The sequence below is a fragment of the Paenibacillus sp. JT22N1 genome (assembly GCF_059692155.1).
Genome location: NZ_JCAUAW010000004.1, coordinates 302,829 through 327,919 on the forward strand (window position 1 = coordinate 302,829; position 25,091 = coordinate 327,919).

Annotated in this window: 21 protein-coding genes; 11 read left to right on the top strand and 10 right to left on the bottom strand. The window is 44.0% G+C overall.

The features are described from left to right. Positions 1-34: 34 nt before the first annotated feature. The 5 genes from AC58UU_RS10490 to AC58UU_RS10510 all read right to left on the bottom strand — a co-directional run bounded on the left by AC58UU_RS10490 (position 35) and on the right by AC58UU_RS10510 (position 5,344). On the bottom strand, positions 35-256 hold the full coding sequence (locus AC58UU_RS10490) for a hypothetical protein (protein ID WP_497315315.1): 222 nt from the start codon (positions 254-256) through the stop codon (positions 35-37). Next, complete coding sequence (locus AC58UU_RS10495; RefSeq protein ID WP_497315317.1) at positions 253-1,443, bottom strand: Ger(x)C family spore germination protein; 1,191 nt, start codon at positions 1,441-1,443, stop codon at positions 253-255. The genes AC58UU_RS10490 and AC58UU_RS10495 overlap by 4 nt, the downstream gene beginning before the upstream one ends. Then, the gene (locus AC58UU_RS10500) at positions 1,440-2,549 is read right to left on the bottom strand and encodes a GerAB/ArcD/ProY family transporter (protein WP_497315319.1); all 1,110 of its coding nucleotides are present in this window, start codon (positions 2,547-2,549) and stop codon (positions 1,440-1,442) included. The genes AC58UU_RS10495 and AC58UU_RS10500 overlap by 4 nt, the downstream gene beginning before the upstream one ends. A gap of 61 nt (positions 2,550-2,610) precedes the next feature. Further along, the gene (locus AC58UU_RS10505; RefSeq protein ID WP_497315321.1) at positions 2,611-3,723 is read right to left on the bottom strand and encodes a GerAB/ArcD/ProY family transporter; all 1,113 of its coding nucleotides are present in this window, start codon (positions 3,721-3,723) and stop codon (positions 2,611-2,613) included. Positions 3,724-3,742: 19 nt separating this feature from the next. After that, positions 3,743-5,344 carry a spore germination protein gene (locus tag AC58UU_RS10510; protein WP_497315323.1) on the bottom strand — a complete coding sequence of 534 codons (1,602 nt, stop codon included), beginning with the start codon at positions 5,342-5,344 and terminating at the stop codon, positions 3,743-3,745. 142 nt (positions 5,345-5,486) lie between these two features. Between AC58UU_RS10510 and AC58UU_RS10515 the strand changes: the two genes are divergently transcribed. The 6 genes from AC58UU_RS10515 to AC58UU_RS10540 all read left to right on the top strand — a co-directional run bounded on the left by AC58UU_RS10515 (position 5,487) and on the right by AC58UU_RS10540 (position 14,476). Further along, complete coding sequence (locus tag AC58UU_RS10515) at positions 5,487-7,805, top strand: helix-turn-helix domain-containing protein (RefSeq protein ID WP_497315325.1); 2,319 nt, start codon at positions 5,487-5,489, stop codon at positions 7,803-7,805. Positions 7,806-8,001: 196 nt separating this feature from the next. Beyond that, positions 8,002-9,636, top strand: a complete 1,635-nt coding sequence (locus AC58UU_RS10520; protein WP_497315327.1) for an extracellular solute-binding protein — start codon at positions 8,002-8,004, stop codon at positions 9,634-9,636. A 108-nt stretch (positions 9,637-9,744) separates the two neighbouring features. Then, the gene (locus AC58UU_RS10525) at positions 9,745-10,701 is read left to right on the top strand and encodes an ABC transporter permease (protein WP_497315329.1); all 957 of its coding nucleotides are present in this window, start codon (positions 9,745-9,747) and stop codon (positions 10,699-10,701) included. A 15-nt stretch (positions 10,702-10,716) separates the two neighbouring features. Beyond that, positions 10,717-11,595, top strand: a complete 879-nt coding sequence (locus AC58UU_RS10530; protein ID WP_497315331.1) for a carbohydrate ABC transporter permease — start codon at positions 10,717-10,719, stop codon at positions 11,593-11,595. Between the two features lie 14 nt (positions 11,596-11,609). Continuing rightward, the gene (locus AC58UU_RS10535; RefSeq protein WP_497315333.1) at positions 11,610-13,808 is read left to right on the top strand and encodes a glycosyl hydrolase family 95 catalytic domain-containing protein; all 2,199 of its coding nucleotides are present in this window, start codon (positions 11,610-11,612) and stop codon (positions 13,806-13,808) included. A gap of 32 nt (positions 13,809-13,840) precedes the next feature. Next, positions 13,841-14,476: an SGNH/GDSL hydrolase family protein gene (locus tag AC58UU_RS10540; protein ID WP_497315335.1), complete on the top strand. Its 636-nt coding sequence runs from the start codon at positions 13,841-13,843 to the stop codon at positions 14,474-14,476. Positions 14,477-14,583: 107 nt separating this feature from the next. On the opposite strand, the gene AC58UU_RS10545 is transcribed toward AC58UU_RS10540, so the two are convergent. Next, a complete protein-coding gene (locus AC58UU_RS10545; protein WP_047677301.1) occupies positions 14,584-15,297 on the bottom strand; it encodes a response regulator transcription factor in 714 nt (237 codons plus the stop codon). Between the two features lie 143 nt (positions 15,298-15,440). Here AC58UU_RS10545 and trmL point away from each other — a divergent pair, with 143 nt between their 5' ends. Both trmL and AC58UU_RS10555 read left to right on the top strand, forming a co-directional pair. Further along, the gene (gene trmL / locus AC58UU_RS10550; RefSeq protein WP_497315337.1) at positions 15,441-15,905 is read left to right on the top strand and encodes a tRNA (uridine(34)/cytosine(34)/5-carboxymethylaminomethyluridine(34)-2'-O)-methyltransferase TrmL; all 465 of its coding nucleotides are present in this window, start codon (positions 15,441-15,443) and stop codon (positions 15,903-15,905) included. A 182-nt stretch (positions 15,906-16,087) separates the two neighbouring features. Further along, entirely contained in the window at positions 16,088-16,342 is a 255-nt protein-coding gene (locus AC58UU_RS10555) for an AbrB/MazE/SpoVT family DNA-binding domain-containing protein (RefSeq protein WP_047677456.1), read from the top strand. A 295-nt stretch (positions 16,343-16,637) separates the two neighbouring features. On the opposite strand, the gene AC58UU_RS10560 is transcribed toward AC58UU_RS10555, so the two are convergent. Genes AC58UU_RS10560 through AC58UU_RS10575 form a run of 4 tightly spaced genes read right to left on the bottom strand, consistent with a single transcriptional unit; the run spans position 16,638 to position 21,643 of the window. Next, a complete protein-coding gene (locus tag AC58UU_RS10560) occupies positions 16,638-17,711 on the bottom strand; it encodes a phosphodiester glycosidase family protein (protein WP_497315339.1) in 1,074 nt (357 codons plus the stop codon). Further along, positions 17,711-18,145, bottom strand: a complete 435-nt coding sequence (locus AC58UU_RS10565; protein WP_047677233.1) for a hypothetical protein — start codon at positions 18,143-18,145, stop codon at positions 17,711-17,713. Before AC58UU_RS10565 ends, AC58UU_RS10560 begins: the two co-directional genes overlap by 1 nt. 52 nt (positions 18,146-18,197) lie before the next feature. After that, entirely contained in the window at positions 18,198-19,826 is a 1,629-nt protein-coding gene (locus AC58UU_RS10570; protein ID WP_497315341.1) for a response regulator, read from the bottom strand. Next, a complete protein-coding gene (locus AC58UU_RS10575; protein ID WP_497315343.1) occupies positions 19,823-21,643 on the bottom strand; it encodes a sensor histidine kinase in 1,821 nt (606 codons plus the stop codon). Before AC58UU_RS10575 ends, AC58UU_RS10570 begins: the two co-directional genes overlap by 4 nt. Before the next feature lie 157 nt (positions 21,644-21,800). Between AC58UU_RS10575 and AC58UU_RS10580 the strand changes: the two genes are divergently transcribed. From AC58UU_RS10580 to AC58UU_RS10590, 3 genes are all read left to right on the top strand, one after another. After that, entirely contained in the window at positions 21,801-22,685 is an 885-nt protein-coding gene (locus tag AC58UU_RS10580) for a carbohydrate ABC transporter permease (protein WP_497315345.1), read from the top strand. Further along, complete coding sequence (locus AC58UU_RS10585) at positions 22,685-23,521, top strand: carbohydrate ABC transporter permease (RefSeq protein WP_497315347.1); 837 nt, start codon at positions 22,685-22,687, stop codon at positions 23,519-23,521. Before AC58UU_RS10580 ends, AC58UU_RS10585 begins: the two co-directional genes overlap by 1 nt. Positions 23,522-23,682: 161 nt before the next feature. Beyond that, positions 23,683-25,002, top strand: a complete 1,320-nt coding sequence (locus AC58UU_RS10590) for an ABC transporter substrate-binding protein (protein WP_497315349.1) — start codon at positions 23,683-23,685, stop codon at positions 25,000-25,002. Positions 25,003-25,091 lie beyond the last annotated feature (89 nt).

Genomic DNA, 25,091 nt, shown 5'->3' on the forward strand with positions numbered 1-25,091 from the left:
TAAAGAACCTGACGGTTTTCGTCAGGTTTTTTGCTCATTGTTCAAGAAGACCCTTAAATGGTTTAAAGATGAACTGTAGGAGCGTTGTTGGACCCGGTGTTTGGGGCAGATCCAACATGGACAATAGCCAAACGAGGAGAATCAGCGACACAAAGACGGCTTTATCCCGTTTCGGCTTTTGTTTAAGTTTCGGCCATTCAAACCAACAGATCAGTAGTACGGCGATCGTAACTCCGCTGAAAAAACTCCATCTCATTTTTCAATTACCTCTTCTTTAGGCATCCCCCCTGGCGAGTTAATAAGTCCGGGTCTGAGGATCTGCGATTTAATTTCAAGCTTCACTTCAACCTTGGGAAACAACTCTTCCCAATTGTCTTTATTTTTCTCCCATTGCTTAGGGTACTTCCTGTGAAATTCGGTGGCAAAGCCAAGTATGTCTACCTTTAACCGCTCCTGAACCTCTTGAAGCGCTAGCTGGATGCGTTCTCTCACGTCATTCGCGAATGCCTTGTTCATAATACTTAACAAGTCCGGATTCATAGGATTCATCAGGGTATTATTTTGTACGATATCTCCTTCCGTCTGCACTTTTAGGGTCATCATCCATTTTTCCCCTTCGATTTTCGGAATCATCCTTACATTTGCTTTAACTGGTTTTAAGGATACGAGCCCTTCCGCCTCACCAGCCTCATAAGTAACTGTGTATTCTTTAATTTCATTTTTAATCCACAACACACCCCGAGTTACTTTTTCTGAAATTTCCCCAACCATCTTGTCTTTTTTGAAGACTGCGGTCCCGAAGATGTAAGGAATGGTTTGGAATGGTTCTGCTGATTTATTTCTCGGGAGAATATGAATAAGTGGGAGAGCGGCCGTTTGGGAATCTCCTTTTAACATGATGCTCAATTGTTCAATGGTCACACGGATTCCAATTTGCAATTCGGTTAACTTCCGCAGTACTTCCGCCGAGGAACGTTCGATTGGAGGAAATAATTCGAGCGCATCCGCCGCTTGGCCTTTGCTGATAAACATAAAAGCTCTTTCTCTCGGTTGGGGATGACGAACCAAAAAATCAAATTGTTCCCGAATACCTTTCTTTGCAAGCGAATCGCTAAAAATAAATATTTTGCATTGTCCCCAAAACAGTTTCCGGGGGATTTTCCGTTGAAGCTTGGACAGAGCGTCAGCCGTATCGAATCCTTGTTCTTCTGTTCGCACGGTTGTCTTTTTTGCCGCACCGCCACTACTGCCACCCATCATCCCCACGCCGCCCTGGCCCTGAGGGATGACGATTTGTACGGTCACTTTAACCTGGTTATTCTCCGCTTTGTCGAACGCTAACGCGGTTATAAGCGCCAAATCATTGAGTTCTGTACGATCCCAGCAACCACCAAGCAAGCTAATAAGAAGGATCAGGATTAATGACTTTATGCATACTTTCATGGAGACGGCTCTCCTCCACCAATCATTTTTCTTTTACGCAAAACGGCAGCAATGAACAAACACAAAGGGATGAGCGTCATGAGTAACGGTTTATAGAAAGGAGGTAAAGTCTTTGCCATAAATCCTAATATCGAATAATTAGGTACGGCCCATATACTGAAAACAACAATAAGAATTCCGAGAGGAAAGACAGCAGGACGATAATCCGATAATTGAAAGCATTGTCCAAATGAAAGGACAGCCGCATAGTAAAGTATGCTAATTCTTACAAAGTTCCCAAGTACCCACATCGCCAGAAGCAAGACCTCCAAATTTTCGAAGAAATTGCTAATACTAATATAGCGGAAGAGCGTCAAGACGGGATTAATTTTGTTGCTGGTGTCTGGCCCAAGCAAAAATAAGGTGATTAGCCCAATATAAGTTATACTCAACATGACAGTACAGAGCGAAATTAGTCCCCACTTCCTCCCTTTTTCCGAATCCGTAAAGTAGGGCAGGAAGAATGCCATCATAAACATATCGCTTACCGCGGCATACACTTGGAATGTTCCTTTGACAATAGGCGTAATTCCATGGCTAAAGATGGGGAACATGTTCTTAACATCCAGATCGGGGATTAGAAGCAAAAGAAAAAAAAAAGGCAAAATAAAAAGAGGAGTGACAATGACAGCACTCCTTGCCAACAGCTCCACTCCGCCGCGTACGGCAAAAGCGGAAAGCAGGATTATGGAGGAAATAATTAACAAAATTGGCGTCTTAAACAGAAAACTGCCCGTAACGAATTCGGCATACTGTCGACTAGCCACTCCACCGACATGCACAAAATACAGAACGTAAACCATTCCCAAGATTTTCCCGGGTATTTTTCCAATAATATGTTCGATGTATTGGATAAAGGTCATCTTAGGAAATAGCTCGTGCAACCTGGTAGCCAAATAAATGGGAATCAAGCCCATCAAAGCTGCCAAAATGTACGACATCCAAAGATCGTTTTTGGTATATTGGGCCGTAATGGTTGGCAGGGAAATAAAGGCAGTAGCTGACACATTCGGATACATCATGATCCCCAATTGAAAGGCAGAAATTTTTCCTTTCTCCAACATCATCGTTCACCACACTTTGGTTAGTTTTCAATCTATGTGCTTATTGTTCTTCTAATGATCGATATCAGAATGGCTGATTATCTCCTTCTCCAATCGATTTTCCTTTACGTAATAAGGCCACAATCAGTAATAGCAGGGGGATAAGCAGCAGAACCGACAGTAAATAGAATGTATCAAAGTACGTTATAAAAAATGCTAACCTAGTGAAGCTCGGTAAATCCCACATGCTTAACGCTACTATGAAAATTCCAAGAGGAAAGACATAAGGACGATATTCCGACAGATTCAGCCATTGCCCGAATGAGAGTACGGCAGCATAGTAAAATACCCCGATTTTAATGAAGTTTCCGACGACCCACATGGCCAAGAGTAAGGCTTCCATATTTTCGAAAATATTGCCGACGCTGATATAACGGAAAGCGACAAAAACGGGATAGGTTTTGTTGCCTACGTCCGGTCCCAGCAAAAATAAGATAAGCAGGTTGACATAAATCATACTCAATGTAATGGCGCTGAGTGAAATAAAACCCCATTTCCTTCCTTTTTCTGGATCTGCCAAGTAGGGCAGAAAAAAGGTCATGATAAAAAATTCACTTACCCAGCCCATCGGCGCGGCGGATCCCTTGATCACGGGGATTATCCCATGACTCAGGATGGGGAAGAAGTTTTTAACGTCCATATCGGGGATTAGAACCAAAAGAATGAAAATAGGAAGTATGAAGATAGGTGTAAAAATAACTGCGCTTCTTGCCAATATTTCCACCCCGCCGCGTACGGCAAATGCAGTGAGTAGGATTATGGAGGAAATAACCAACAAGATTGGGGATTTGAACAGAAAGTTGCCCTTAACAAAGTCGGCATACTGACGAGAAATAATTCCGGTTGAATGTAGAGTAAAAACGAAGAAAACAAAACCAACGAGTTTTCCAGGGATTTTCCCGAGTATGCGTTCACTGTATTGGATAACGGTCATCTTCGGATAGAGCTCGTGCAACCGGGTCGCGATATAAACCGAAATAAAGCCCAAAATAGAGGCGAAAATACTCGTTAGCCAAAGATCATTTTTGGCATATTGGGCTGTGATGGTCGGCAACGCAAGAAAGCCTGTGGCCAGTACAGTCGGATACATCATAAGTCCCAATTGAAAGGCTGAAATTTTCCCTTTATCCAACAACAACGTTCACCCCCACTCTGGATTATGCCTCATCACTTCGATCAGGTCCCGGTTTTTGACCAGGCGACTGGCGGTACTCGTTGTAATCTCCCGTAAAGTGCGGACGCTTATCCATCATCCACCATGGAGCTCTGATCAAAACGTCTTTCAGTTCGCCCATCTTCGGAGTTCCGATAGTGGCCAAGTAAGGAACACCGAACGAGCGCAAGCTGCACAAATGGAGAACAATGGCTATGATCCCCATCATAATGCCAAGCAGGCCCAACGTCCCTGCGAGAAAGATCAACGGAAAGCGCAGCAACCGAATAGCAATTCCGGCAATGTAGCGTGGAATCATAAAGGAAGAGATGCCCGTGATGGCAACGATGATGACCATTGGCGCAGAGACAAGTCCAGCCTGAACCGCTGCTTGTCCGATGACGAGCGCCCCGACAATGCTAACGGCAGCGCCTACCTGTTTGGGCAATCGAACTCCTGCTTCACGAAGCGCTTCAAAGGTAACTTCCATTATTAGCGCTTCGATCAATGCCGGGAAGGGGACTGATTCCCGAGAAGATGCCATACTAATTAACAATGAACCTGGCACCATCTCTTGATGGAAACTAACAATCGCAACATAAAGTGAAGGAAGTAACAGAGAGATCAAAGTAAAGCTATAACGCAGCCACCGTATGATGGTACTTACCCAAAAACGTTGATAATAATCTTCCGCTGCCTGCAATAAGGAAAAAAAGGTGGTGGGAGCTATTAAAACGAATGGGGTTCCCTCCACAAGAATGGCTACACGCCCTTCCAAAAGGCTGCTGCAAGTTACATCGGGGCGTTCCGTACTTAGCAGCTGCGGAAAAGGAGAGTAAGGATTGTCCTCAATCAATTCTTCGATATTTCCGCTTTCCAGAATTCCGTCTATCCGAATGCGATTCAGCCGATTCTTGACTTCTTCTACCAGCGTCTCATCGACAAGCCCTTCGATATAGGAGATGACAACATTCGTTTGGGTATAATCGCCGATTTTCATGGATTCCATTTTGAGGCTGGGACTTTTGATAATACGGCGTATTTGGGAAGTGCTGATTCGCAAGGTTTCCGTAAATCCTTCGCGCGGGCCTCGAATTCCTGCTTCAGCCGCTGGCTCTTCAATGGCGCGCTTCTCCCATTGAGTTAATCCTAAAGCAAGGCCGCATGCTTCATGATCACGCAGAAGGATCGGATTGCCGTTCGATAAATATTCAATGCATTTTGAAAAAGTAGGACATTCATTCGCATGAGAAACAGATATTTTTCGCTCGATTAGTTGTCGTATATCGATTATTTCTTCTGTGTCCTCTTTCATAAGAGGGGCAATGACATATTCTTCGAGCCCTGTAGAATTAGTTAAACCTTCGATGTACATTAAGAGGGCTTTCGTTTTTCCGCTAATTAGAAAAGAACGGAAGATGACATCCGAACAATTGGCATAGATGGAGCGAAGTATTTGTTCATTTTGCTGTAAATTCGGATAGAGAAACTGCTGATGCTCATTATCGGCAGGATGCTGCTGAACAAGCTGCTGAGTGTGTTTGCTTTTCAGTAATTTAAAAAAGTACTTATTCAAGAGTTCTCCCTCATTTGGAATTAATTGCATGGATTGAAGTTCAACAGTAGGTTGAGCCTAACATTCCATTTTTATACAGTAGGCAACGTTTCGAATTTTACCTTCAAACCTTCCATATTTTCTGTATAATGATGGTGAAAGCAGTTACAACATGGTGATGAGGGGTAATCCAATGAGTCTTGCTCGAATCCGGTTCAACAAACGCAGTGTTATCGTCACGTGGCTCATATCTTATATCTCAGTACTTCTTATCCCGATTATTATTAGTGGGATTTTATACGCAGCTGCCTGGCATGTCGTGGAATCGGAAGTCAACCGTGCGAACAATTCAGCCCTGGAGCAGATGGAGCAGGCGATCGATAACAGCCTTCGCGGTATCGAGCGGCTAAGTTTGGAAATCGCTTTAAGTAAATTGGTAACCGGTTTCATGAATACGGAGAAGCCATTGACCGATAGCGACTATTACGATTTGGTCAGCATTGCCAACGATCTGCGGGTGTATCAGACAGCGAATGATTTTATTGAGCAAATCTACATCTACTACCGGAATAGCGACACGGTTATATCTACACGTGACCATACGAACAGCCGTATGTTGTTCGAAAAGATCCATGAGAAAGACGGGATGAGCTACGAGGAGTGGGCGAAGTTTTTTGAGAAGCCTTACATCCAGGAGTATGCACCCATTACGTTTAGAGAAGACGGCCATTCAGTCAAAGCTGTGATGTATGCCAAATCCGTCATACTGGCCAACCCGGATCATCCAGGCGCAGTCATTTTATTTGTCATTAAGGATTCCAAACTGTTGGATAATATTCCATCCACGTCGGATAAAACCTCGATAGCGGTACTCGATAAGGAAAACCGTCTAGTTGCTTCAACTGGTTTTGAATCTAGAACGGACTTTCTGGATTACGACAAGCTTTCTGGTAAAAATGGGATGTTTATCAGCGAGGACTCCGGCAAAAGGGCAGCCGTTTCCTATATCACCTCTGGCAGCACAGGATGGAAATACATATCGACGATTCCCGCCGAATTATATGATGACAAGATGAAATACATGAAGAAGTTGATTTACGCCAGTGTGATTTTGAGCCTTATCATGGGGGGACTTGTCACTTATCTCTTTTTGAGAAAAAATTATAACCCAATCAACCTACTGATTCGGAGCTTTTCTGTGAAATCAGGGATATCCTTTCATGAAGGCTCGAACGAGTACGGATTTTTACAGGATGCGTTGAATAATACGTTTGCGGAAAAAGAACAGATTGATAGGCGGCTGCATCAGCATCGTGATGCCATTCGTTCGCATTTTCTTCAGGGGCTGCTGAAAGGCCGATTGGAACAAAATGTCCCGATACACGAATCGCTTGCTGCCCATGATATTCGGTTGGCTTCACCGTATTTTGCTGTTCTGTTATTCCACATCGAGCATTTCGGCAAGTTTGAGATCGACGAGTATGCCGCTCCCGAGAAGGTGAGGATGCTGCATTTCATTATTATGAATGTCGCTGAAGAAGTGATCGGTCATCACAATCAGGCCTTCATTACGGAAGTAGACAATATGCAAGCGTGCATCGTAAATTTCGGGACAGATCCGGATTCTCAAGAGTTGAAGCGTATTGCCGAGCAGGTGAAGTCCTTCTTACTGGACCATTTCCATGTCCATTTGACTGTGGCGATCAGCGGCATCCATCAGGAGCTGTATGGAATCCCATCAGCGTACCAGCAAACCTTGGCAGCCTTGGAGTACCGGCTTGTTATGGGGAGCGGGGAAATTATTGGGTACGATGATTTACCAAGTTCAGAAACGGTTAGGCAATCCAGCAGTTACTACTATCCATTGCCTGTAGAGCATCAGCTGATCAATTTTGTGAAGTCAGGGGATTTTGAGAAATCGAGCGCAATTATAGACGAAATCATCGAGATTAATGTATCGGACGCGTCCCTTTCCGTTCCGCTCGCCAAGTGCCTCATGTTTGATTTGATAAGTACGCTGCTAAAAACGATGGATGAAATCGGTACGAGCAGCAATAATCGGGCGTTAATCGTAAAAACGGACCAAATCGACCGATTGATGAGCAGTTCAACCATCAAAGAGATGAAGGTACAGATTCGAGAAGTGCTGAGCCAGGTGTGCCGATTCATTCAAGAAGACCGTGGGCAGGAGCACAACCAACTTAGCCAGCAGGTCACCGAGTATGTGAAAAGCAACTACTCTGAGGAGAATCTGAACATCTCCATGGTGGGTGATAAGTTCGGGTTAACGCCTTCCTATTTATCCAAACAGTTCAAAGCACAGACGGGTGAAGCGCTGCTTGATTTTATCAGCAGAACTCGATTAGAAGAAGCAAAGCGACTGCTTTCTCTTCAAGTCTTATCTGTCACGGAAATTGCGAAAAAAGTCGGATACTCCGACATGAATACGTTCAATCGGATTTTCAAGAAATTTGAGGGCATTACACCGGGTAAATATAAAGATATTCAATGACATGAAAGAAGCCGTACAAGCATGCTTGCGCGGCTTTTCCGTTTTTACATAGCGATTGTGTAAATTGAAGGTTGATTATTAGCGATTTTAATGATGCAGTTTCGGTTTTAACGATATCCGATCCATCGTTTTCGTTACATAATGAAACCACGGCGCACCGAAGTGCCTAGAACCAATTCATCTGAGGGGGATTTACATGGGGAAATATGTGAACAAGAAGTCTTTTAGTATGGCATTAAGCGTTGTAGTGGCATCTAGTATGTTCGTGGGTTGTTCCAAACAAGAGGCAGGTGTGAGCACTGCTTCGCCTAAAGCATCTGCTGCTCCAACAGCGGCTGGAGCTAAGTATCCAATTAGTACGAAAGAAACGTTAACGTCTTGGGAACAGATCGACACCAACTTGGCATCTTTCGTTCCTAATCTGGCCGAATCACCTTTTGGCTTGCAGCTTGAAAAAGAAACCGGTGTGAAAGTGAAGTATACACATCCGGCTGACGGGCAATCGAAGGAGCAGTTCAATCTAATGATTGCATCCAATAAATTACCGGATGTTATTGAATACAATTGGGGCGGAGGCGGGACTGCCGCTTATCCAGGCGGACCTGAGAAAGCGATTGCCGATAAAGTCATTCTTCCACTTAATGAATTGATCGACAAGAATGCGCCGAACATAAAGAAATTGCTTCAGCAAGACAAGGAATTAGACAAGATGATCAAAACGGACAGCGGCAAATATTACGCATTCCCGATGATTCGTCCCGACAATGGGTTAGTGTTCCGAGGGCCAATGATACGTAAGGACTGGCTGGATGAATTGAACCTGCAGGTTCCGACGACGATCGATGAATGGTATACGGTGTTAAAAGCGTTCAAAGAAAAGAAAGGCGCAACCGCACCATTTACCGCCCAGTATAGCAGTGAGCTGAACATCCAGGACGCATTCATTGGCGCCTTCAAAACGGCCAATCGGTTCTATATCGATGATCAAGGAAAAGTAAAATACGGTCCAATCGATCCGCAATTTAAAGATGCTTTGACCTTACTGCGTAAATGGTATGCGGAAGGACTGCTTGATAAAGACTTTGCACTTAACACGGATTCCAAAGCGTTGGACAACAAATTAATGAGTGACAGTGCGGGAGCAACCGTAGGTCTATTAAGTGGAGGTATGGGTAGATGGATGGATACCGGGAAGAAGAAAAACCCGAAATTCCAACTGGTTGCAGCTCCATATCCGACTTTGAAGCAAGGGGAACGCGCTTTTATCGGTCAGCGTGATTTCAAGTACAATCCGGTTGCCAGTAAAGCCGTGTCGGGCGATTCGAAGAATGCTGAGCTCGCGGTTAAATGGATGGATTATGCGTACGGTGAAAAAGGCAGCTTGCTGTTTAACTTTGGTACTGAAGGCGATAGCTATAAGATGGAAAACAATGTCCCTAAATTTAGTGAAAAAATAACTAAAAATGAGAAGTTTAACCTTCAACAAATGGTATCTCAATATACGAAACCGAATGGTCCTTTCCTAGGTGACGCACGAAAAAGCTTCAATACGTTCAAGGAGCAGGACGAAGCGATTAAAATTTGGGGTGAAACGGATGCAGCCAAGCATGTTATGCCGCTTTTCATTACACCAACAATAGACGAAAGCAAGGAAGTTGCCAAATTGAATACAGCGATTTCAAGCTATAAAGAAGAAATGTTCGTGAAATTCATCATGGGCAAGGAACCCATCGAGAAGTTTGATGAGTATGTAAAACGCATTAATGAAATGGGTATCGATAAGGTGACGAAAATTTATCAGGATGCGCTTGACCGCTACAACAAAAGATAACACCTTTTGGGCATCTTGCAGGTGAATACGGAATACTACGCCTCTTATAGTAAGCGGCATGTATTCACCTGCAAGGAATTTGCCTAAGGAAAGAGAGGGAGCAGAGAAATGAACACAATCAGTCCTGAAACGGTCATTCCCTTCACATCGAAAAAGAGATCCCGACTAGGGATATTAATCGATATTCGTAAAAATAAATTGCTTTATGTGATGCTCTTTCCCGTGCTGCTTTATTATGTGATCTTCCATTATGGACCGATGTATGGTGCGATTATCGCCTTTAAGGATTTCTCTCCACGCCTTGGCATTTGGGGGAGTGATTGGGTAGGCTTTGAGCATTTTCAAGCATTCTTTACCGGACCCTATTTCTGGAGGACAATAAAAAACACAGTACTTATCAGCTTCTATCAGCTATTGTTCGGATTTCCGGCACCGATCGTGCTAGCGCTTCTTCTCAATGAGGTGAGACATGCCTTATTTAAACGCACGGTGCAGACCATTACGTATATGCCTCATTTTATTTCATTAGTTGTTATCTGCGGCATCATCAAAGATTTCACCGTCAGCGACGGCGTATTGAATGACGTGATTGTCTTTTTCGGCGGGGAACGAACGACATTTTTACTTGAACCGAGCTTTTTCCGTTCCGTCTATGTATCTTCAGGTGTCTGGCAGCATATCGGTTGGGGAACGATCATCTTTCTGGCGGCTTTGACCGGCATTGATCAGGAACAATATGAAGCGGCTAAAATAGATGGCGCAGGCAGGTGGAAGCAGATGACGAATGTGACGCTTCCCGGCTTAATGCCAACGATCATCATTCTGCTCATTTTGGAGATCGGAAGAATGATGAACGTCGGGTTCGAAAAGATCATATTGCTTTATAACCCAGGTACTTATGAAACGGCGGATGTGATATCTTCTTACGTGTACCGGGTTGGTTTGCAAGATTTTAATTATAGCTTCAGCTCAGCGGTTGGCTTGTTTAATTCGATGATCAATTTTATTCTGCTCATTTGTTCCAACTGGTTAAGCCGTAAATTTAATGATACTAGCTTATGGTAGAAAGGAGGCATAATCATGCTGAACCGGGCAACATTTTCAGAAAAAAGCTTTGATTCTATCAATGTGATTTTCTTGACTTTCTTGATGATCATTACGATATATCCCATCGTTTATGTGGCGTTTGCCTCTATTAGTGACGCTGGAGCTCTGATGGGGCACAAAGGCGTTTTATGGCGGCCGCTTGGATTTTCACTGGATGCTTACACGAATGTGTTTCGAAATCCCATGATCCTGAAAGGATACGGGAATACGTTTTTTGTTGTGCTGGTGGGTCTGTTTTTCAATATCATTCTTACAGCATTCGGGGCCTATGCGTTATCAAGGAAAAGTTTGGCTTACCGTAAACCACTCCTGCTGTTTATCGTGTTTACCATGTTTTTCAGCGGTGGATTGATTCCTCTCTATTTGACGATTAAAGGAGTTGGACTGGTCGATTCGCTGTGGGCGCTCATTATTCCTCAAGCCATTAACACCTTTAATCTCATTCTGATGAAAACTGCGTTCGAAGCGATTCCTGATGCGTTGGAGGAATCGGCTAAAATAGATGGCGCGAATGACTTTGTCATTTTATTCAAGATCATTTTGCCACTTTCTATGCCGGTAATTGCCGTTATGTTATTGTATTATGGCGTCAGTCATTGGAATTCTTGGTTCAATGCGATGATTTTCTTGCAGGACCGGTCACTCTATCCGCTGCAGCTTGTACTGCGCGAAGTTTTGCTCCAAGGGGAAGCAAGCTCAAACTTAGGGGCTTCGGACGGCGCCTCGGCAATGCTCTCAGTTACGTTGAAGTACGCGACCATTATTGTGGCAACGGTACCGATTCTGCTTGTTTACCCGTTTCTCCAAAAATATTTCGTCAAAGGCGCTCTGATTGGAGCGATTAAAGGATAGGGAGGCTGCTGGCAATGAATGACATCGAATGGGAACATTTTATGGCCGACAACGATATGGAGTGGGTCGTGAAGCCCGTGAGTTGGGATGAAGGGGCCTTCATTGGTAATGGTTCGATCGGCGCTATGGTATATGGGGAGGAAAATGCGACAAAACGGCACGTGCTCCGTTTTGTCACGGGACGCACAGATGTGACGGCAAACCGGACCGACAAACCCGGCTTCCCTCCACGTGTACCCATTGGTGAGCTTGACCTAGAGATGGAAGGCATGATTTATCATCCGACGAGCATGCGGGTAGACTTATGGAACGCGGAGCTTCGTGCTAATTTGACGACGACCCGGGGCGAGGTAAAGCTTCGTTCCATTGTTCATAGCGAGGAACCGGTTATGGCCATCGAGATCGAGACATCAGAAGGGGAGCGTGGTACGCAGTTTGCGTGGTACGCCTACCCGGAAGTTGATCACGTGCTGAAAAACGCTGATGGCTTTAATTTAAATCAATATATACCTGCAACTGATCTGGAAAAAACGGTTAGAGATGGTGTGAACCTTTGCATTCAGCGATATTCAGGCGAGGATGGATGCGTTACAACGTGGAAGGAAGTCCAAGTGTCGCCGAATCGCCGAATTTGCTTCATGTCCGTTATTAAAGGGCATGACGAAGCTGCAATTGGTAAAGCGGTGGATGCGGTTCTTCAAGCCTCTAGCATAGATTTTGATGTATGGGTGGGCGTTCACCGTCAGTGGTGGCACAACTATTATAAGCAAAGCTTCATTTCGGTTCCGGATGGGCGGCTCCAAAGCTTTTACTGGATACAAATGTATAAATTGGCCTCTGCCACGCGTGCGGATCAGCCCTTAATCGATAATCAAGGTCCTTGGCTTACTTCAACGCCATGGCCAGGCGTTTGGTTCAATATGAATGTGCAAATGAGTTATTCACCGGTGTATACCGCAAATCGATTGGACATAGGGATGTCGCTTGTTCGCGCATTAGACGAAAACAAGGAAAATCTAATAACCAACGTTCCAGAGTCCTGCAGGCATGATTCCTCAGGACTTGGTCGTAGCTGCAGCTATGATTTACGGGCCAAGGTAGATGATGAAGTAGGGAATTTGAACTGGATTTGCCATAATGTTTGGCGGCAGTATCGGTACAGCATGGATGATGAGATGTTGAAAACTATCTTATTTCCTCTTTTGCGTAGAAGTGTGAATTATTATCTTCACATTCTTGAAGAAGGCGATGACGGCTGTTTACATCTTCCGCCTACCATTTCACCAGAATATGGATCCTTTATGAAAACTAAGGTACGCGACGCGCATTACGACCTAGCCTTGCTGCGCTGGGGCTGCCAGACCCTTTTGGAAATATGCCAGCGGTTAATGGTGGAAGATCCGCTTACCGGGAAATGGAAGGAAGTTCTGGAAAGGCTGGCTCCGTTACCTGTAGATGAGACTGGGTTTATGATCGGACAAGACACGCCTCTAGCATACGGTCACCGACATTTCAGTCATCTGCTTGCGATTTTTCCACTCCATTTGATCGGCTGCGACAATGATGAGGATCGGAAGCTGATCGCAACTTCGCTTCGTCATTGGATCGGAAAGGAAGGCGACTTGCGCGGCTTCAGCCTTACTGGGGCGGCCTCTATAGCTTCTATTCTCGGCTCAGGAGATGAGGCCATGCGTTATTTGCAATCGTTGATGTTGATCATTAAACCGAATACAATGTATAAAGAAGCAGGGCCTGTCATCGAGACGCCCCTCGCCGGTGCAGAAGCGATACACGACATGCTGCTTCAAAGCTGGGGCGGTAGGATACGGGTATTCCCAGCGGTACCCGACGAGTGGCAAGAAGCGTCTTTCGAAAATTTGCGAACCGAAGGAGCATTCTTAATCAGCGCGGTGCGACGTGATGGTGAAACCCAAATGATTCGAGTGAAGAGTTTGGCCGGGGAGCCGTGTATCATCAAGACAGGCTGGAGTGGTATAATTCGCCTGACGGTATCTGGAACCAGAGTTGCCGAGCATACCGTCTATGTAAAAGCGAGTGAAGACGAAATCGTTTTGGATTTGAGCAAGGGGGATGAAGCAATCCTTTCCCGAGGTACTGAGATGCCTGACTGGCGAATCTTTCCCGTGGAATCACCGCGTAAGGTTGCCAGATATTTCGGCGGACATAAGCCTTGGCGTCTTTACGGATTTTAAAAGAATACATTCAGAGTAGGAGGATGTGCAAAATGGGAGTGCCATTCAAGCAAGGCGACATCGTATTATTTCAAGGTGACAGTATTACGGATGCCGGAAGGGTTAGGGAAAATCCCTCTGATTTGGGCAAAGGGTATGCGCTGATGACTTCAGCACTGTTAGGTTCATCTTATCCAGAACAACAGGTCACATTCCTGAATCGGGGGAATAGCGGGAATCGAGTGAAAGATCTGCAGTCTCGTTGGAAACAGGACTGCATCGCATTACAGCCGAGCTGGGTTTCGATCTATATCGGTATTAACGACTGCTGGAGACGATACGACCGGAACGATCCTACATCTGCGGAACAATTCGAAGAAGGTTACCGGGAACTGCTTGTCCGCACGAAAGAGGAGCTCGGGGCCAAGCTTATTATGATCGAGCCATTCGTGCTGCCAGTGCCGGAAGACAGGAAGCTGTGGCGTGAGGATCTCGATCCCAAAATTAATGTCGTGCGGGAATTAGCACGGGAATTTGGTGCCCTTTTGGTTCCGCTTGACGGGATATTCGCACAGGCTTCTATGCTCGCACCCTCCAGCTTCTGGGCACCAGACGGCGTACATCCGTCACCGGCAGGACATGCACTTATAGCCAAAGCTTGGCTTAAGGCGGTCGGAGCGGCAATATAATTGATGGCCTTTTATATATGCGTACATAAAGAAAAGCCCTTGAGTTATCAGGGGCTTTTTCGTATTGGTGCTCCGCCGAATGCGGAAGGGGAAAGGCGAAGAGGCAATTAAGCCAGCGATTCCTTCACAACAGGCTCAGTTAGCTTATAGCCAACGTTCCTGATGGTCATAATATATTCCGGATTACGCGCATTGTTCTCAATTTTATCTCTCAAATGAGAGATATGCACATCGACGATGCGGGTATCTCCGAGGAAGTGATAGTCCCACACGCCATGGAGAAGCTGCTGCCTGCTAAGGACTTTGCCGCGATGCTTACACAGGAAGAGCAGCAGCTCGAATTCCTTAGGTGTAAGTTCAATAGGGGAGCCATTCACCATGACTTCACGTTGATCGGCTTTAATTGCGATTTGGCCAATCGTGATGGGCGCATTTTCTGTCGAGGAGGGTAAAGTTTGGATTCGTCGATGTATGGCCTGTATGCGAGAAATGAGCTCCTGTGGTGAAAAGGGTTTGGTCATATAATCGTCAGCACCGTTATCCAAGCCGGCAATTTTATCCGTGAGATCCTGCATAGCTGTAAGCATAATAATAGGAACGAGGTTATTCTGGTTTCTAAGCTTGCGGCACACTTGGAACCCGTCCATCTTCGGCAGCATTAAGTCGAGAACGATGAGATCGGGGCGAAACGTTTGGATGGCATCGAAGACAGCTTCGCCATCGAATACACAATGGACTTCAAAGCCTACAAGCTTCAAGTTGAATTCTATAAGCATGGAAATGGAAGGTTCGTCATCAACAACTAGGATTTTCTTTTTCATCGATGGGTGGACTCCTTTTATCGAGGATAACTCTATTATGACAGCGCTCTATCATCGAGATATTAAGATAAAGTTAACGCTGTGTAAAATTGCATTCCGCATTCGCTTATAATAGGATAGAGATTGAGGTGAATTTGACAGAGATGGCATTTCATATTGTATTAGTAGAACCCGAGATTCCTGCAAACACAGGTAACATTTCCAGAACCTGCGCAGCGACAGGCACGTATCTCCATTTGGTTAGACCGCTTGGCTTTCAGACGGATGACAAGACGTTAAAACGCGCTGGATTGGACTATTGGCACTCGGTTAAGCTCGAGTATCATGACTCATTTGATGAGGTGCTAGAGGCTTACAAAGAGCATCGTTTTTTCTTTGCGTCAACGAAAGCAAAGAAACGTTACACAGATTTTACATTTCAGGACGGAGATTTTTTTGTATTTGGCAAAGAAACCAAAGGACTTCCTGAGGAACTGTTAGCTCAGCATCCCGAAACATTGCTGCGGTTGCCAATGTCAGATGCGGTCAGATCACTCAATTTATCGAATTCGGCAGCGATCATGCTGTATGAGGGCTTGCGGCAGACCGGCTTCGTTGGTCTTGATTAGAGCTTGAGGCCTACAAATATTAGGGCTGAGCCGACATATTTGACAGGAAAAGAAAGTTTCAGCATGTTATTAGCAGGAGTTTCTTAAATAACGGCGAATAGTATTCCGTATCAGCCGTATAGATATGCTAGATGAAGTGGAGAGCATGGAAAACGTGAGCGGAAGAGAGGTGAAGTCCTATGATGAAGCCAGCCGGAGTCGTTCGTAAAGTCGATCAATTGGGACGCATTGTACTGCCTAAGTCGTTAAGAAAGCGATATCAAATGAATGAAGGAGATCCTGTCGAAATTTTGGTGCAGGGTGACCATATCATACTCGAGAGATATCGTCCAAAATGTGTGTTTTGCGGAAGTATGGAAAGTGTCAGTGAATTCAAAGAGCGCTATATTTGCGGCGTTTGCGTAACTGAAATGAACTTGCTAAAGGTTAGAGCATAAGAGTAATAAAAGAAAAAGCATCGTTTCTCCTAGCGGAGAAGCAGATGCTTTTTTTCTTGCAGTTTATAGACCTTTTGTTTTGTCCTCGTTATAGGAAGCCGTCATCATAGCGACGATGAATAATACAAAAACGGTGTTAACGAGCCAAAATGTTGTTGATAAACCAAACATTGCTGCACCTCCTAATATAGGGATCTTTGAGCTTGCTCAAAGTCTCTCTGCTTAGAATATAGTTAAGGCTTATTATACCCAACCATTCTAAAAAAAGAAACGAATAAAGTGTGAATAATTTCGGTTATTTAAAAAATAGAAAGTTGGTGGCCAGCGGTCTAAGCTTTCCATCGGACGGGCGATTGATGACACTGCCCCCCATGACTAAAGTGGTAGAGCCGCCCCCATCCAAGTTATACGCATCCACAATGCCTAATTGCTGCATTTTGTCCTGCAGCTCAGCAAGTGTTGCTCCTGAATTACCGCTCTCGTCGTAACCGTCGGTTACAATAAACAACAGCTGGTCGTGCTTGTAGTTAGCCATGATGGTCCGCGCTGCTCTTGCCGGTGAACTTTGCCACTGATAGGGAATCGACATCTTGTTACCATTCTTCAGGAGAACCGGAACGAAGGTAGATCCCATGAGTGGGTTTAACTTGTCGAGCTCAGACTGAGAACTGAACTTACCGCCAATGAGCTTGCGGTCTGTATTCAGACCAATAAAGGTTGTATCGTTGTTGGTAGGAAAGAAGCCATTCACATACTTCCCATTCATCATTGTTGTATCCAGGGGATAGCGTTTGCCTTTATTGTCATCGGCGAAGCCGCCTGCATTCACACCGGCGATAGCCCCATAACGTGTGACAGCATCTAGTGTTGTCTCACTGGAGCCAATTTTATCCTTGCCAAGCACAAGTTTAATGGCCTTATCGCTCTTAAGGTTTACTTTAAGCGCATAACCTTTATAGTTGCTTTCATTCAAAGCGAAAAGTTTCAAGTCGATATTCCCGGAAGAAGCTTGTCTGATTGGGCTGCCGAGCTTGGCTGTTATCCGTGTATCATAGATAATGCCTGGTTTGGCAGCTTGTGCTGCAGCGTTCTGGAGCATGGCCGCCACTTCTGTGGCACTTTTCTCATAAAGTTCGAAATATTGCTGAATGATGGATTTGGTTTGCGCGGCGTCAGCATTCGCTTTGGTCAGCAAGTTATCAAGCGTAAGTGTTTCTTGATGAAAAGAGATCGGCGTAGACGCTTTATGTACCAACGGGTTGATAGGGACATTCGCTGTAACGAATAGCAGCCAAATCAGCATCCCCAGGAACGGGGCGCTTGCAAGTAGAAGGACGCGGTTGATTTGTTGAAGGCTATTTACGTTCATTACTTTAGCACATCCAGATTCTTTTGCAATTCTTCCAACTTCTTCTTTACGTCGGCAAGCTGCGTATAAAGCTGGTTGCTGTTATCGGTTTTGCTGTTAGCGCTGTCCTTCGTGAAAGCCAGCAATTCATTCAGTGAATCTACCTTGGTCTGTAAAGCTTTCATATCTGTCGTAACGCTATCTTTCAATTGGGTCACTTGCTTCTGATAGTCTTGTTGAACCACTTGCAGTTGTTGCTGGGTTTGCTGTGCGATATCGGTTGCAATTTTTTGCCTCAAATGCTCTGTGTACATCATAGCTGCGGCGACTCCGATTGCGATCAGCATGACCCAACCCACAAACAAGTACACGTACGTTTTCTTTCTTACCTTGGTAGCCTTCGAAGCAGCGCGAGGGAAAGAATTCGCAGTCGTAGTCTCGATGGGCATGTTCATGAAAATCACCTCTATTTACTAGTATAACATATTCCATATTTTTTACAGAATTTTAGATAGAATTCGCTGTTTTTCGATATTCATTTGGGGTGAGTCCCTCTAGTTTTTTGAAAACTTTGCTGAAATATTTCTCGTCCTGGTAACCGACCATCTCCGCTACTTGTGAAATCCGAAGATATGGATTGCGCAGCAAGACCTTTGCTTTGCTCATGCGAATTTGACCTAAATAGTCCGAAAGGTTTACCTCGAACTCTTGTTTGAATTTCCGTGAGATGTACTCGCGGCTGAGGTAGAATCGATTAGCGATATCCTGAAGCGAGACATCTTCGTGATAGTGCTTCTGAAGGAATTCGGCGATTTCAAAAATAACGCTTTTGTCCTTCTGCTGACTCTCAAGAAGAAGCTTCGACAAGTGAACAATACTTCGAGTGAGTTCCTGCTGCCAAAGTGAGAGGGACAGGATCCCATGCTCATCCAGCGGAACGATCAAACTGGATGGCTCATCCAGGAGCAGCTGTTTGACCTGATCTTCACTGATGTTAGAAAAAAATTGCTGCACCCAACGGCGCTTCATCACCCTGTACTCCCTCCACCAATGGTCGAGCTGTTCGAGAGTAATGGCTTCACTCAGTTTGACGGCGTCCATCCATTCTTGAACCGTTTCTTGAATTTGGTCTATGCTACCACTGCGAATAGCGAGTTGAATCCGTTCCTCATATTGGCTGAAAGTAAGCGCAGGCTGAATCGTTTTGGCTGTTTTCAATGTACTGTGAATCCAAGTTTCCTTGGATTTGAGATTTCGTTGTCTTAGGGCATCACGGGCTTCCTGATAGGATAAAGCCAAATCCGTTGGGAAGAAGCGAGAGCTTCCAATACCGAAGTCCACGCGGGTATGAAGCGCGGTGCGTATACCTTCATTAATTTTAGCTAGAAATGCCTCAGAGCCAGATTGATCCTTCCATAGAAGCAATACAATTTCGTTATCGCTGTTCCAATGTCGGAAAGCATAACCGCGCTGATCGTTGATGAGAAATTCATTACATATGTTAATGAGAGAGAAGAGCAGTAAATCCAGATTATGACTGAATTTGTTCTTCACACTGCGTTCCATTGTATCTAAGGATAAAATAGCGACACGACATTCTCGAGTTGTCCGAGATAAATGAAGCTCTTTCTCGAGCTGCTCGGCCCCTTGATCATAAGCGGAGGGTTCTGCAATTAAGTTCGATAGCAGCTTGTCCCAGTACATGGGTTTAATTTGGTTCATTTCGATATTTAGTTCTCTATTGGTATGACGAAGCTCCTCATCCTTATTCCAAGCCTGGATGGCTTTATCTAACGCTTCATTTAACTGTTCAGGATCAATGGGCTTCAAAATATAGTCCGTTCCCCCATACTTCAACGTATGGCGAAGTAGAGAGAAGTCGTCATGGCCGCTTATGACGATCGTCTTCGAGTCAGGAGCATGTGTATGCAGCCACTCGAGCAATTTGACACCATTCATAATTGGCATCATCATATCCGTCATGATAATCTCAGGATGATGGGTGTTCACCATATCAATGGCCGATTCACCATCTTGGGCCTCCAGAATGGTTTCTATGCCATACTGTTTCCAGTTGACTAGCAGACGGATGGCGTCGCGCACATGCTTTTCATCATCGACAAGTAATACTTTCATTCCGTTTGCTCCCTTTTCATAGGAATGTGAATGACAATCCTAAGACCTTGTGGTTGTACATGTTCAATATCAAGAGTTGCATCATCGGTAAAATAGAGCTGTACTCGGGTTAGCACATTACTAAGTCCAATACAGGCTGCATCGGTTATGGAAGGGGCATTCAGCCGGCTTTTTACCTCGCGCAACCGCTCCTCCGTTATACCAATCCCATTATCCTCAATAATGAGCTTTAAATATTCATCCTCACGATCTGTAGGCATCGTTGCCTGAATACGTAATAAGCCTGTGGTTTCACTTGGTTTAAAACCATGCTTAAAATAATTTTCCACAAGCGGTTGAAGGATCATTTTGGGTACAAAGATTGCTTTTGTGCTTTCATCTATGTCGTAAATAATTTCAAATTGATGCTCGAATCGCTGTTTTTGCAGCTCGAGATAAGCTTTAATATGTTCAATTTCCTTACGCAAAGGAACAACCGATTCGTTGGTATTCATACTGTAATGCATCATTTTAGCCAGATATGAAATTAAGGCGTAAATCTTTGGAGCCTCGTGCTGTAAAGCTAATGTACCGATAGATTGCAGTGCGTTATTCAGAAAATGCGGATTGATCTGGGCTTGGAGTGCCATGAGCTGATTCGATTTGTTTGCAAGCTCTAAGCGGTATTCGCGCATGACCATTTGATTTAAATCTTGCATCAGGCCATGGAATCGATTGGCGAGAATGCCCATTTCATCCGTTCGAGTGAGCTCGATATCGGCATTCAATTGGCCTAACTGAACTTGTCCCGCCTGTATGCGTGTGATATAACGAATTAATTGTTTGATAGGCTCTGTAAATTTAATGCTGATATAAATGGTTCCGGCAATGACAATCAACATAAACAGAGTAAGGATCAAAGAATTAATTAAAGTTAACTGTCTGGCACTTTTCGTTAATTGCTCATAGGGAAGCCGCTTCACGATCGTCCAGTTAACATAGTCAGTTTTCATTTTTTCATAAATATTTATCCCCGCATAAGCCCCGTTTTTCCATTCATAGGAACCTTTTTGGAGATCACTATAAATCGCCTCATTCCCCCAGCTTGCTTCAAGAGGTTGTCCCCATTTAGAAACATCAGGACCGAACACGATGAACCCCTTATCATCCAGGATATACAGTTCTTCTTGGTCATGGGTGAATAAGCTTTGAGATATTTCTGAGACTAGATTCAGCTGAAGATCAATTATCAGCTCACCAATCGAGATGTTACTTGGGGAGTACATAATTTTACGATGCATAGATAGGACAGGGGTTGGAGCAGAATACACATTAAGTGCAATATTGTAATTATGGCTTTCATGAGTGGTTTCAAAATAAACGGTTTTGTTCTCGGGGAACTGCCGAAGAGATTCATATTTACCGATCGTGCTTCCTTGAATGTCGCTGCTCGCTAAATAAGAACGGTCGCTAACGGAGGCGTAAAGATAAATTTGTTTGATCTCTTTAACCGAGTGGGACATGACCTGCAGTCCGCTTTTGATAACCTTATCACTCATGTAGTCGATTTCTCGCTCGGTTTGCAGAATATCGTAAAGATAACCAACAGATGAATACTGACCTGTATAAATCGTAGTGGATGCTTGGACAACACCATTTAAGTAGTTCAACAAATTCATTTTTGCTTGAGATATCAGGGCCGAATTATTCGTAATTGTGTCTTCTGTGACTTTCTCCTTGGTGAATATATAAGAAACAATAATGGATGTAGTGAATGGAACTAAGGTCGCAATGAGCAGAAAAAGGATTAATTTATTGCGTATACTATGACGAAACAAGGTGCATCAACTCGGTTTCTTTTTAGACTTTTCACCCTACATTGTAGCAGGAGAGGTCAACAAATTCCACCTAATGCATCACGATAATCTGTGTTTTGCCAAGATCAAGGGCTTTATACTTAGGGTATAGTTACATAATCGTAAGGGGGAAATTCCCATGAAGGCCAACAAAGGGTTAGCAGGACTTATCCAACAATGGGTGTTTATCGGACCAGCGTTGATCTTTTTCGCGCTCATTGTTGTTACTCCTTTTCTCATGAGTATTTATTATTCATTTACCGAGTGGAATGGTGTGACAACAACCGTGAAGTTCAACGGTTTAGACAATTTCAAACACCTTCTTTTTCATGACACGGACTATCGCAACGCATTCTGGTTTACAACAAGAATAACCGTGACGGATGTCATTCTCACGAATCTTGTCGGGTTTCTTTTGGCGCTCTTACTTACACAGGCACTGAAAACTAGAAATGTACTGCGTACTATTTTCTTCATGCCGAACGTTATTGGGGGATTACTGCTTGGTTTCATTTGGCAGTTTATTTTCGTCAAAGGGTTCGGGACGTTAGGCGAACTAACGAATCTAAGCTTTTTCCAATTACCTTGGTTAGGTGATGCTCCAACAGCTTTTTGGGCGATCGCCATCGTTAGTATTTGGCAAGGCTCCGGCTACTTAATGATCATTTATATTGCGGCGCTTTCGAATGTGCCCAAAGATATGGTTGAAGCGGCTTATATCGATGGTGCTACACGATTACAAGTGCTTAAGAACATTATCATTCCACTTATTATGCCGGCTGTTACCGTATGTTTGTTCCTCACAATTTCATGGAACTTCAAGATGTTTGACCTGAACTTTGCCTTGACCAAAGGTGGACCGTTCAACTCAACAGAATCAGTTTCCATCAATATTTATCAGGAAGCGTTCCGGAATAACAACTATGGTTTAGGTACAGCAAAAGCGTTAGTATTCTTCGTTGTAGTGGCCATTATTTCGACCATCCAAGTCATGTATACGAAACGCAAGGAGGTTGAAGTTTAATGGAATCTGTCAAAAAATACTCTGGACGACTATTCACACTCGAGGTGCTTGGCATCTTGATTGGACTCTTATTTCTAGTCCCTTTCTACTTTGTTATCGTCAACTCCCTTAAGACATTTCCGGAGCTGGCTGGCAGCACAGCGAAACTTCCGTCAAGCTTATATCTTGATAACTATACAAAGGTATGGACAATCATGAAGTTCCCAAGTGCGTTTATGAACTCTTTAATTATTACAGTGCTCAGTAATGTGGGGCTTGTATTGATTAGTTCCATGGCCGCTTATCGAATGGTACGCAAATCAAGTAAATTCAACAATCTTGTATTTATTGCTTTCGTTGCTGCTATGGTTATTCCGTTCCAATCCATCATGATTCCGCTAGTGCGTGTCGCGAGTCAAGTTGGACTTATGGATAGCAAATTCGGATTGATTATTTGTTACTTTGGATTCGGTGTTTCACTAAACGTATTCTTGTTTCATGGTTTTATTAAATCCATTCCGCTGGAGATTGAAGAATCAGCCACTGTGGATGGCTGCTCGCCGTACGGGGTATTTTGGCGAATTGTTTTCCCGCTATTAAAACCGATGTCTACGACAGTCATTATCTTAAACAGTTTATGGATATGGAATGATTATTTGCTTCCTTCGCTCGTGTTAAATAGTCCAGATCTGAGAACAATACCTTTAGCAACGTTCTCTTTCTTTGGTCAATATACGAAGCAATGGGATTTGGCCTTGGCTGGTCTAACACTTGGAGTTTTGCCGATCGTTATTTTCTTCTTGGCCATGCAGAGACATATTGTAGAAGGTATTACGGCAGGTTCGGTAAAAGGTTAACAGTTTTGCAAATATGTTCAAAATCTTCCACCTTTATGTTCAATATCCTCTGTGTTAAGGGTTTAAGTAAGTGTTTACAATAAACCATGTAAGCTGATGACGAGCAAACGAAACGTTATCAGGGTAAGCTGATTGAAACTTAAAAGGGAGGCTTTACCTAAATGAGAAAATTAACAATGATCAGTATGGCGGCTGTACTTTCACTATCTTTAGTTGCCGTTGGCTGCGCGAAGAAAGAAACAGCGCCAACTCCATCAGCAACAACGGGTGGAGCGGCAACACCAGCACCTGCTGCAGGCGGTAAACAAGTCACGATTAAAATGTTCCAATTCAAGGTAGAAATTGCAGATCAACTAGGAAAAATGATTGCAGAATACCAAAAGCTAAATCCTAACGTTAAAATTCAAGTGGACACTGTTGGCGGCGGAGCTGACTACGGCGCTGCATTGCTTGCGAAGTTTAACTCCGGCGACAAACCGGATATTTTCAACAACGGTGGTTTCACGGATCTCGATAAATGGATCGAAAACCTGGAAGATCTTTCTGATCAACCATGGGTAAGTGATCTTGTAGACGTGGCTAAAGAGCCAATGACGAAAAACGGTAAACTATATGGACAACCGCTTAACCTTGAAGGTTATGGTTTCCAATACAATAAAGATTTGTTTACACAAGCCGGCATTACCGAATTGCCAAAAACACTCACACAATTGGAAGATGCAGCTAAAAAGCTTCAAGCAAAAGGAATTACACCTTTTGAAACCGGCTATGGCGAGTGGTGGGTACTAGGTAACCACTTCGTAAACCTTCCGTTTGCTTACCAGAAGGATCCAAATGCTTTCATCGACGGTTTGAACAAAGGAACTGCTAAAATTCCGGGTAACGAAGTATTTAATCAATGGTCGAAATTATTTGATCTACAATTGAAATATGGTAACAAAAATCCGCTTCAAACTGATTACAATACGCAAGTAACCGATTTTGCTACTGGTAAAGCAGCAATGACCCAACAAGGTAACTGGACACAAGTTCAAATCACAAAAACAAACCCTAACATCAAAATTGGCTTCTTGCCAATGCCGATCAACGATGACGCTGCGGCGAACGATAAATTGTTCGTTGGTGTACCAAACAACTGGGTTATCAACAAAAACTCTGCTGTGAAAGACGAAGCTAAGAAATTCTTGAACTGGATGGTAAGCTCTGATGTAGGTAAGAAATACATTACGGAAGAATTCAAATTCATTCCAGCATTCAAATCCATTCCTGCTGATGAGAAAGTTCTAGGACCTTTGGCAGCTGACATTATTGCTTACAGTAAAGCTGGGAAAACACTTAGCTGGAACTGGTTCAAATTCCCAGGCGGCGAAGCTTCCAGTAAAAAATTCGGCGATATTATGCAAGGTTATGTAGCGAAGAAGTACACGAAGGATCAAATGCTTGAGGAATTCCAGAAAACATGGGATAGCCTTAAGAAGTAACTCAATAATGGGTGGTAATAAAGCCTCAGCGCCAATGCTGAGGCTTTTTGCTGTTTAACAGAAAAGGAATAGGCTGTTACAATAAAGAA

What these genes read in the sequence shown, in the direction of transcription:
- AC58UU_RS10490 (WP_497315315.1), bottom strand. Translation starts at nt 256, where the DNA reads ATGAGATGGAGTTTTTTCAGCGGAGTTACGATCGCCGTACTACTGATC.
- AC58UU_RS10495 (WP_497315317.1), bottom strand. Translation starts at nt 1,443, where the DNA reads ATGAAAGTATGCATAAAGTCATTAATCCTGATCCTTCTTATTAGCTTG.
- AC58UU_RS10500 (WP_497315319.1), bottom strand. Translation starts at nt 2,549, where the DNA reads ATGATGTTGGAGAAAGGAAAAATTTCTGCCTTTCAATTGGGGATCATG.
- AC58UU_RS10510 (WP_497315323.1), bottom strand. Translation starts at nt 5,344, where the DNA reads ATGCAATTAATTCCAAATGAGGGAGAACTCTTGAATAAGTACTTTTTT.
- AC58UU_RS10515 (WP_497315325.1), top strand. Translation starts at nt 5,487, where the DNA reads ATGAGTCTTGCTCGAATCCGGTTCAACAAACGCAGTGTTATCGTCACG.
- AC58UU_RS10520 (WP_497315327.1), top strand. Translation starts at nt 8,002, where the DNA reads ATGGGGAAATATGTGAACAAGAAGTCTTTTAGTATGGCATTAAGCGTT.
- AC58UU_RS10525 (WP_497315329.1), top strand. Translation starts at nt 9,745, where the DNA reads ATGAACACAATCAGTCCTGAAACGGTCATTCCCTTCACATCGAAAAAG.
- AC58UU_RS10530 (WP_497315331.1), top strand. Translation starts at nt 10,717, where the DNA reads ATGCTGAACCGGGCAACATTTTCAGAAAAAAGCTTTGATTCTATCAAT.
- AC58UU_RS10535 (WP_497315333.1), top strand. Translation starts at nt 11,610, where the DNA reads ATGAATGACATCGAATGGGAACATTTTATGGCCGACAACGATATGGAG.
- AC58UU_RS10540 (WP_497315335.1), top strand. Translation starts at nt 13,841, where the DNA reads ATGGGAGTGCCATTCAAGCAAGGCGACATCGTATTATTTCAAGGTGAC.
- AC58UU_RS10545 (WP_047677301.1), bottom strand. Translation starts at nt 15,297, where the DNA reads ATGAAAAAGAAAATCCTAGTTGTTGATGACGAACCTTCCATTTCCATG.
- trmL (WP_497315337.1), top strand. Translation starts at nt 15,441, where the DNA reads ATGGCATTTCATATTGTATTAGTAGAACCCGAGATTCCTGCAAACACA.
- AC58UU_RS10555 (WP_047677456.1), top strand. Translation starts at nt 16,088, where the DNA reads ATGAAGCCAGCCGGAGTCGTTCGTAAAGTCGATCAATTGGGACGCATT.
- AC58UU_RS10560 (WP_497315339.1), bottom strand. Translation starts at nt 17,711, where the DNA reads ATGAACGTAAATAGCCTTCAACAAATCAACCGCGTCCTTCTACTTGCA.
- AC58UU_RS10565 (WP_047677233.1), bottom strand. Translation starts at nt 18,145, where the DNA reads ATGAACATGCCCATCGAGACTACGACTGCGAATTCTTTCCCTCGCGCT.
- AC58UU_RS10570 (WP_497315341.1), bottom strand. Translation starts at nt 19,826, where the DNA reads ATGAAAGTATTACTTGTCGATGATGAAAAGCATGTGCGCGACGCCATC.
- AC58UU_RS10580 (WP_497315345.1), top strand. Translation starts at nt 21,801, where the DNA reads ATGAAGGCCAACAAAGGGTTAGCAGGACTTATCCAACAATGGGTGTTT.
- AC58UU_RS10585 (WP_497315347.1), top strand. Translation starts at nt 22,685, where the DNA reads ATGGAATCTGTCAAAAAATACTCTGGACGACTATTCACACTCGAGGTG.
- AC58UU_RS10590 (WP_497315349.1), top strand. Translation starts at nt 23,683, where the DNA reads ATGAGAAAATTAACAATGATCAGTATGGCGGCTGTACTTTCACTATCT.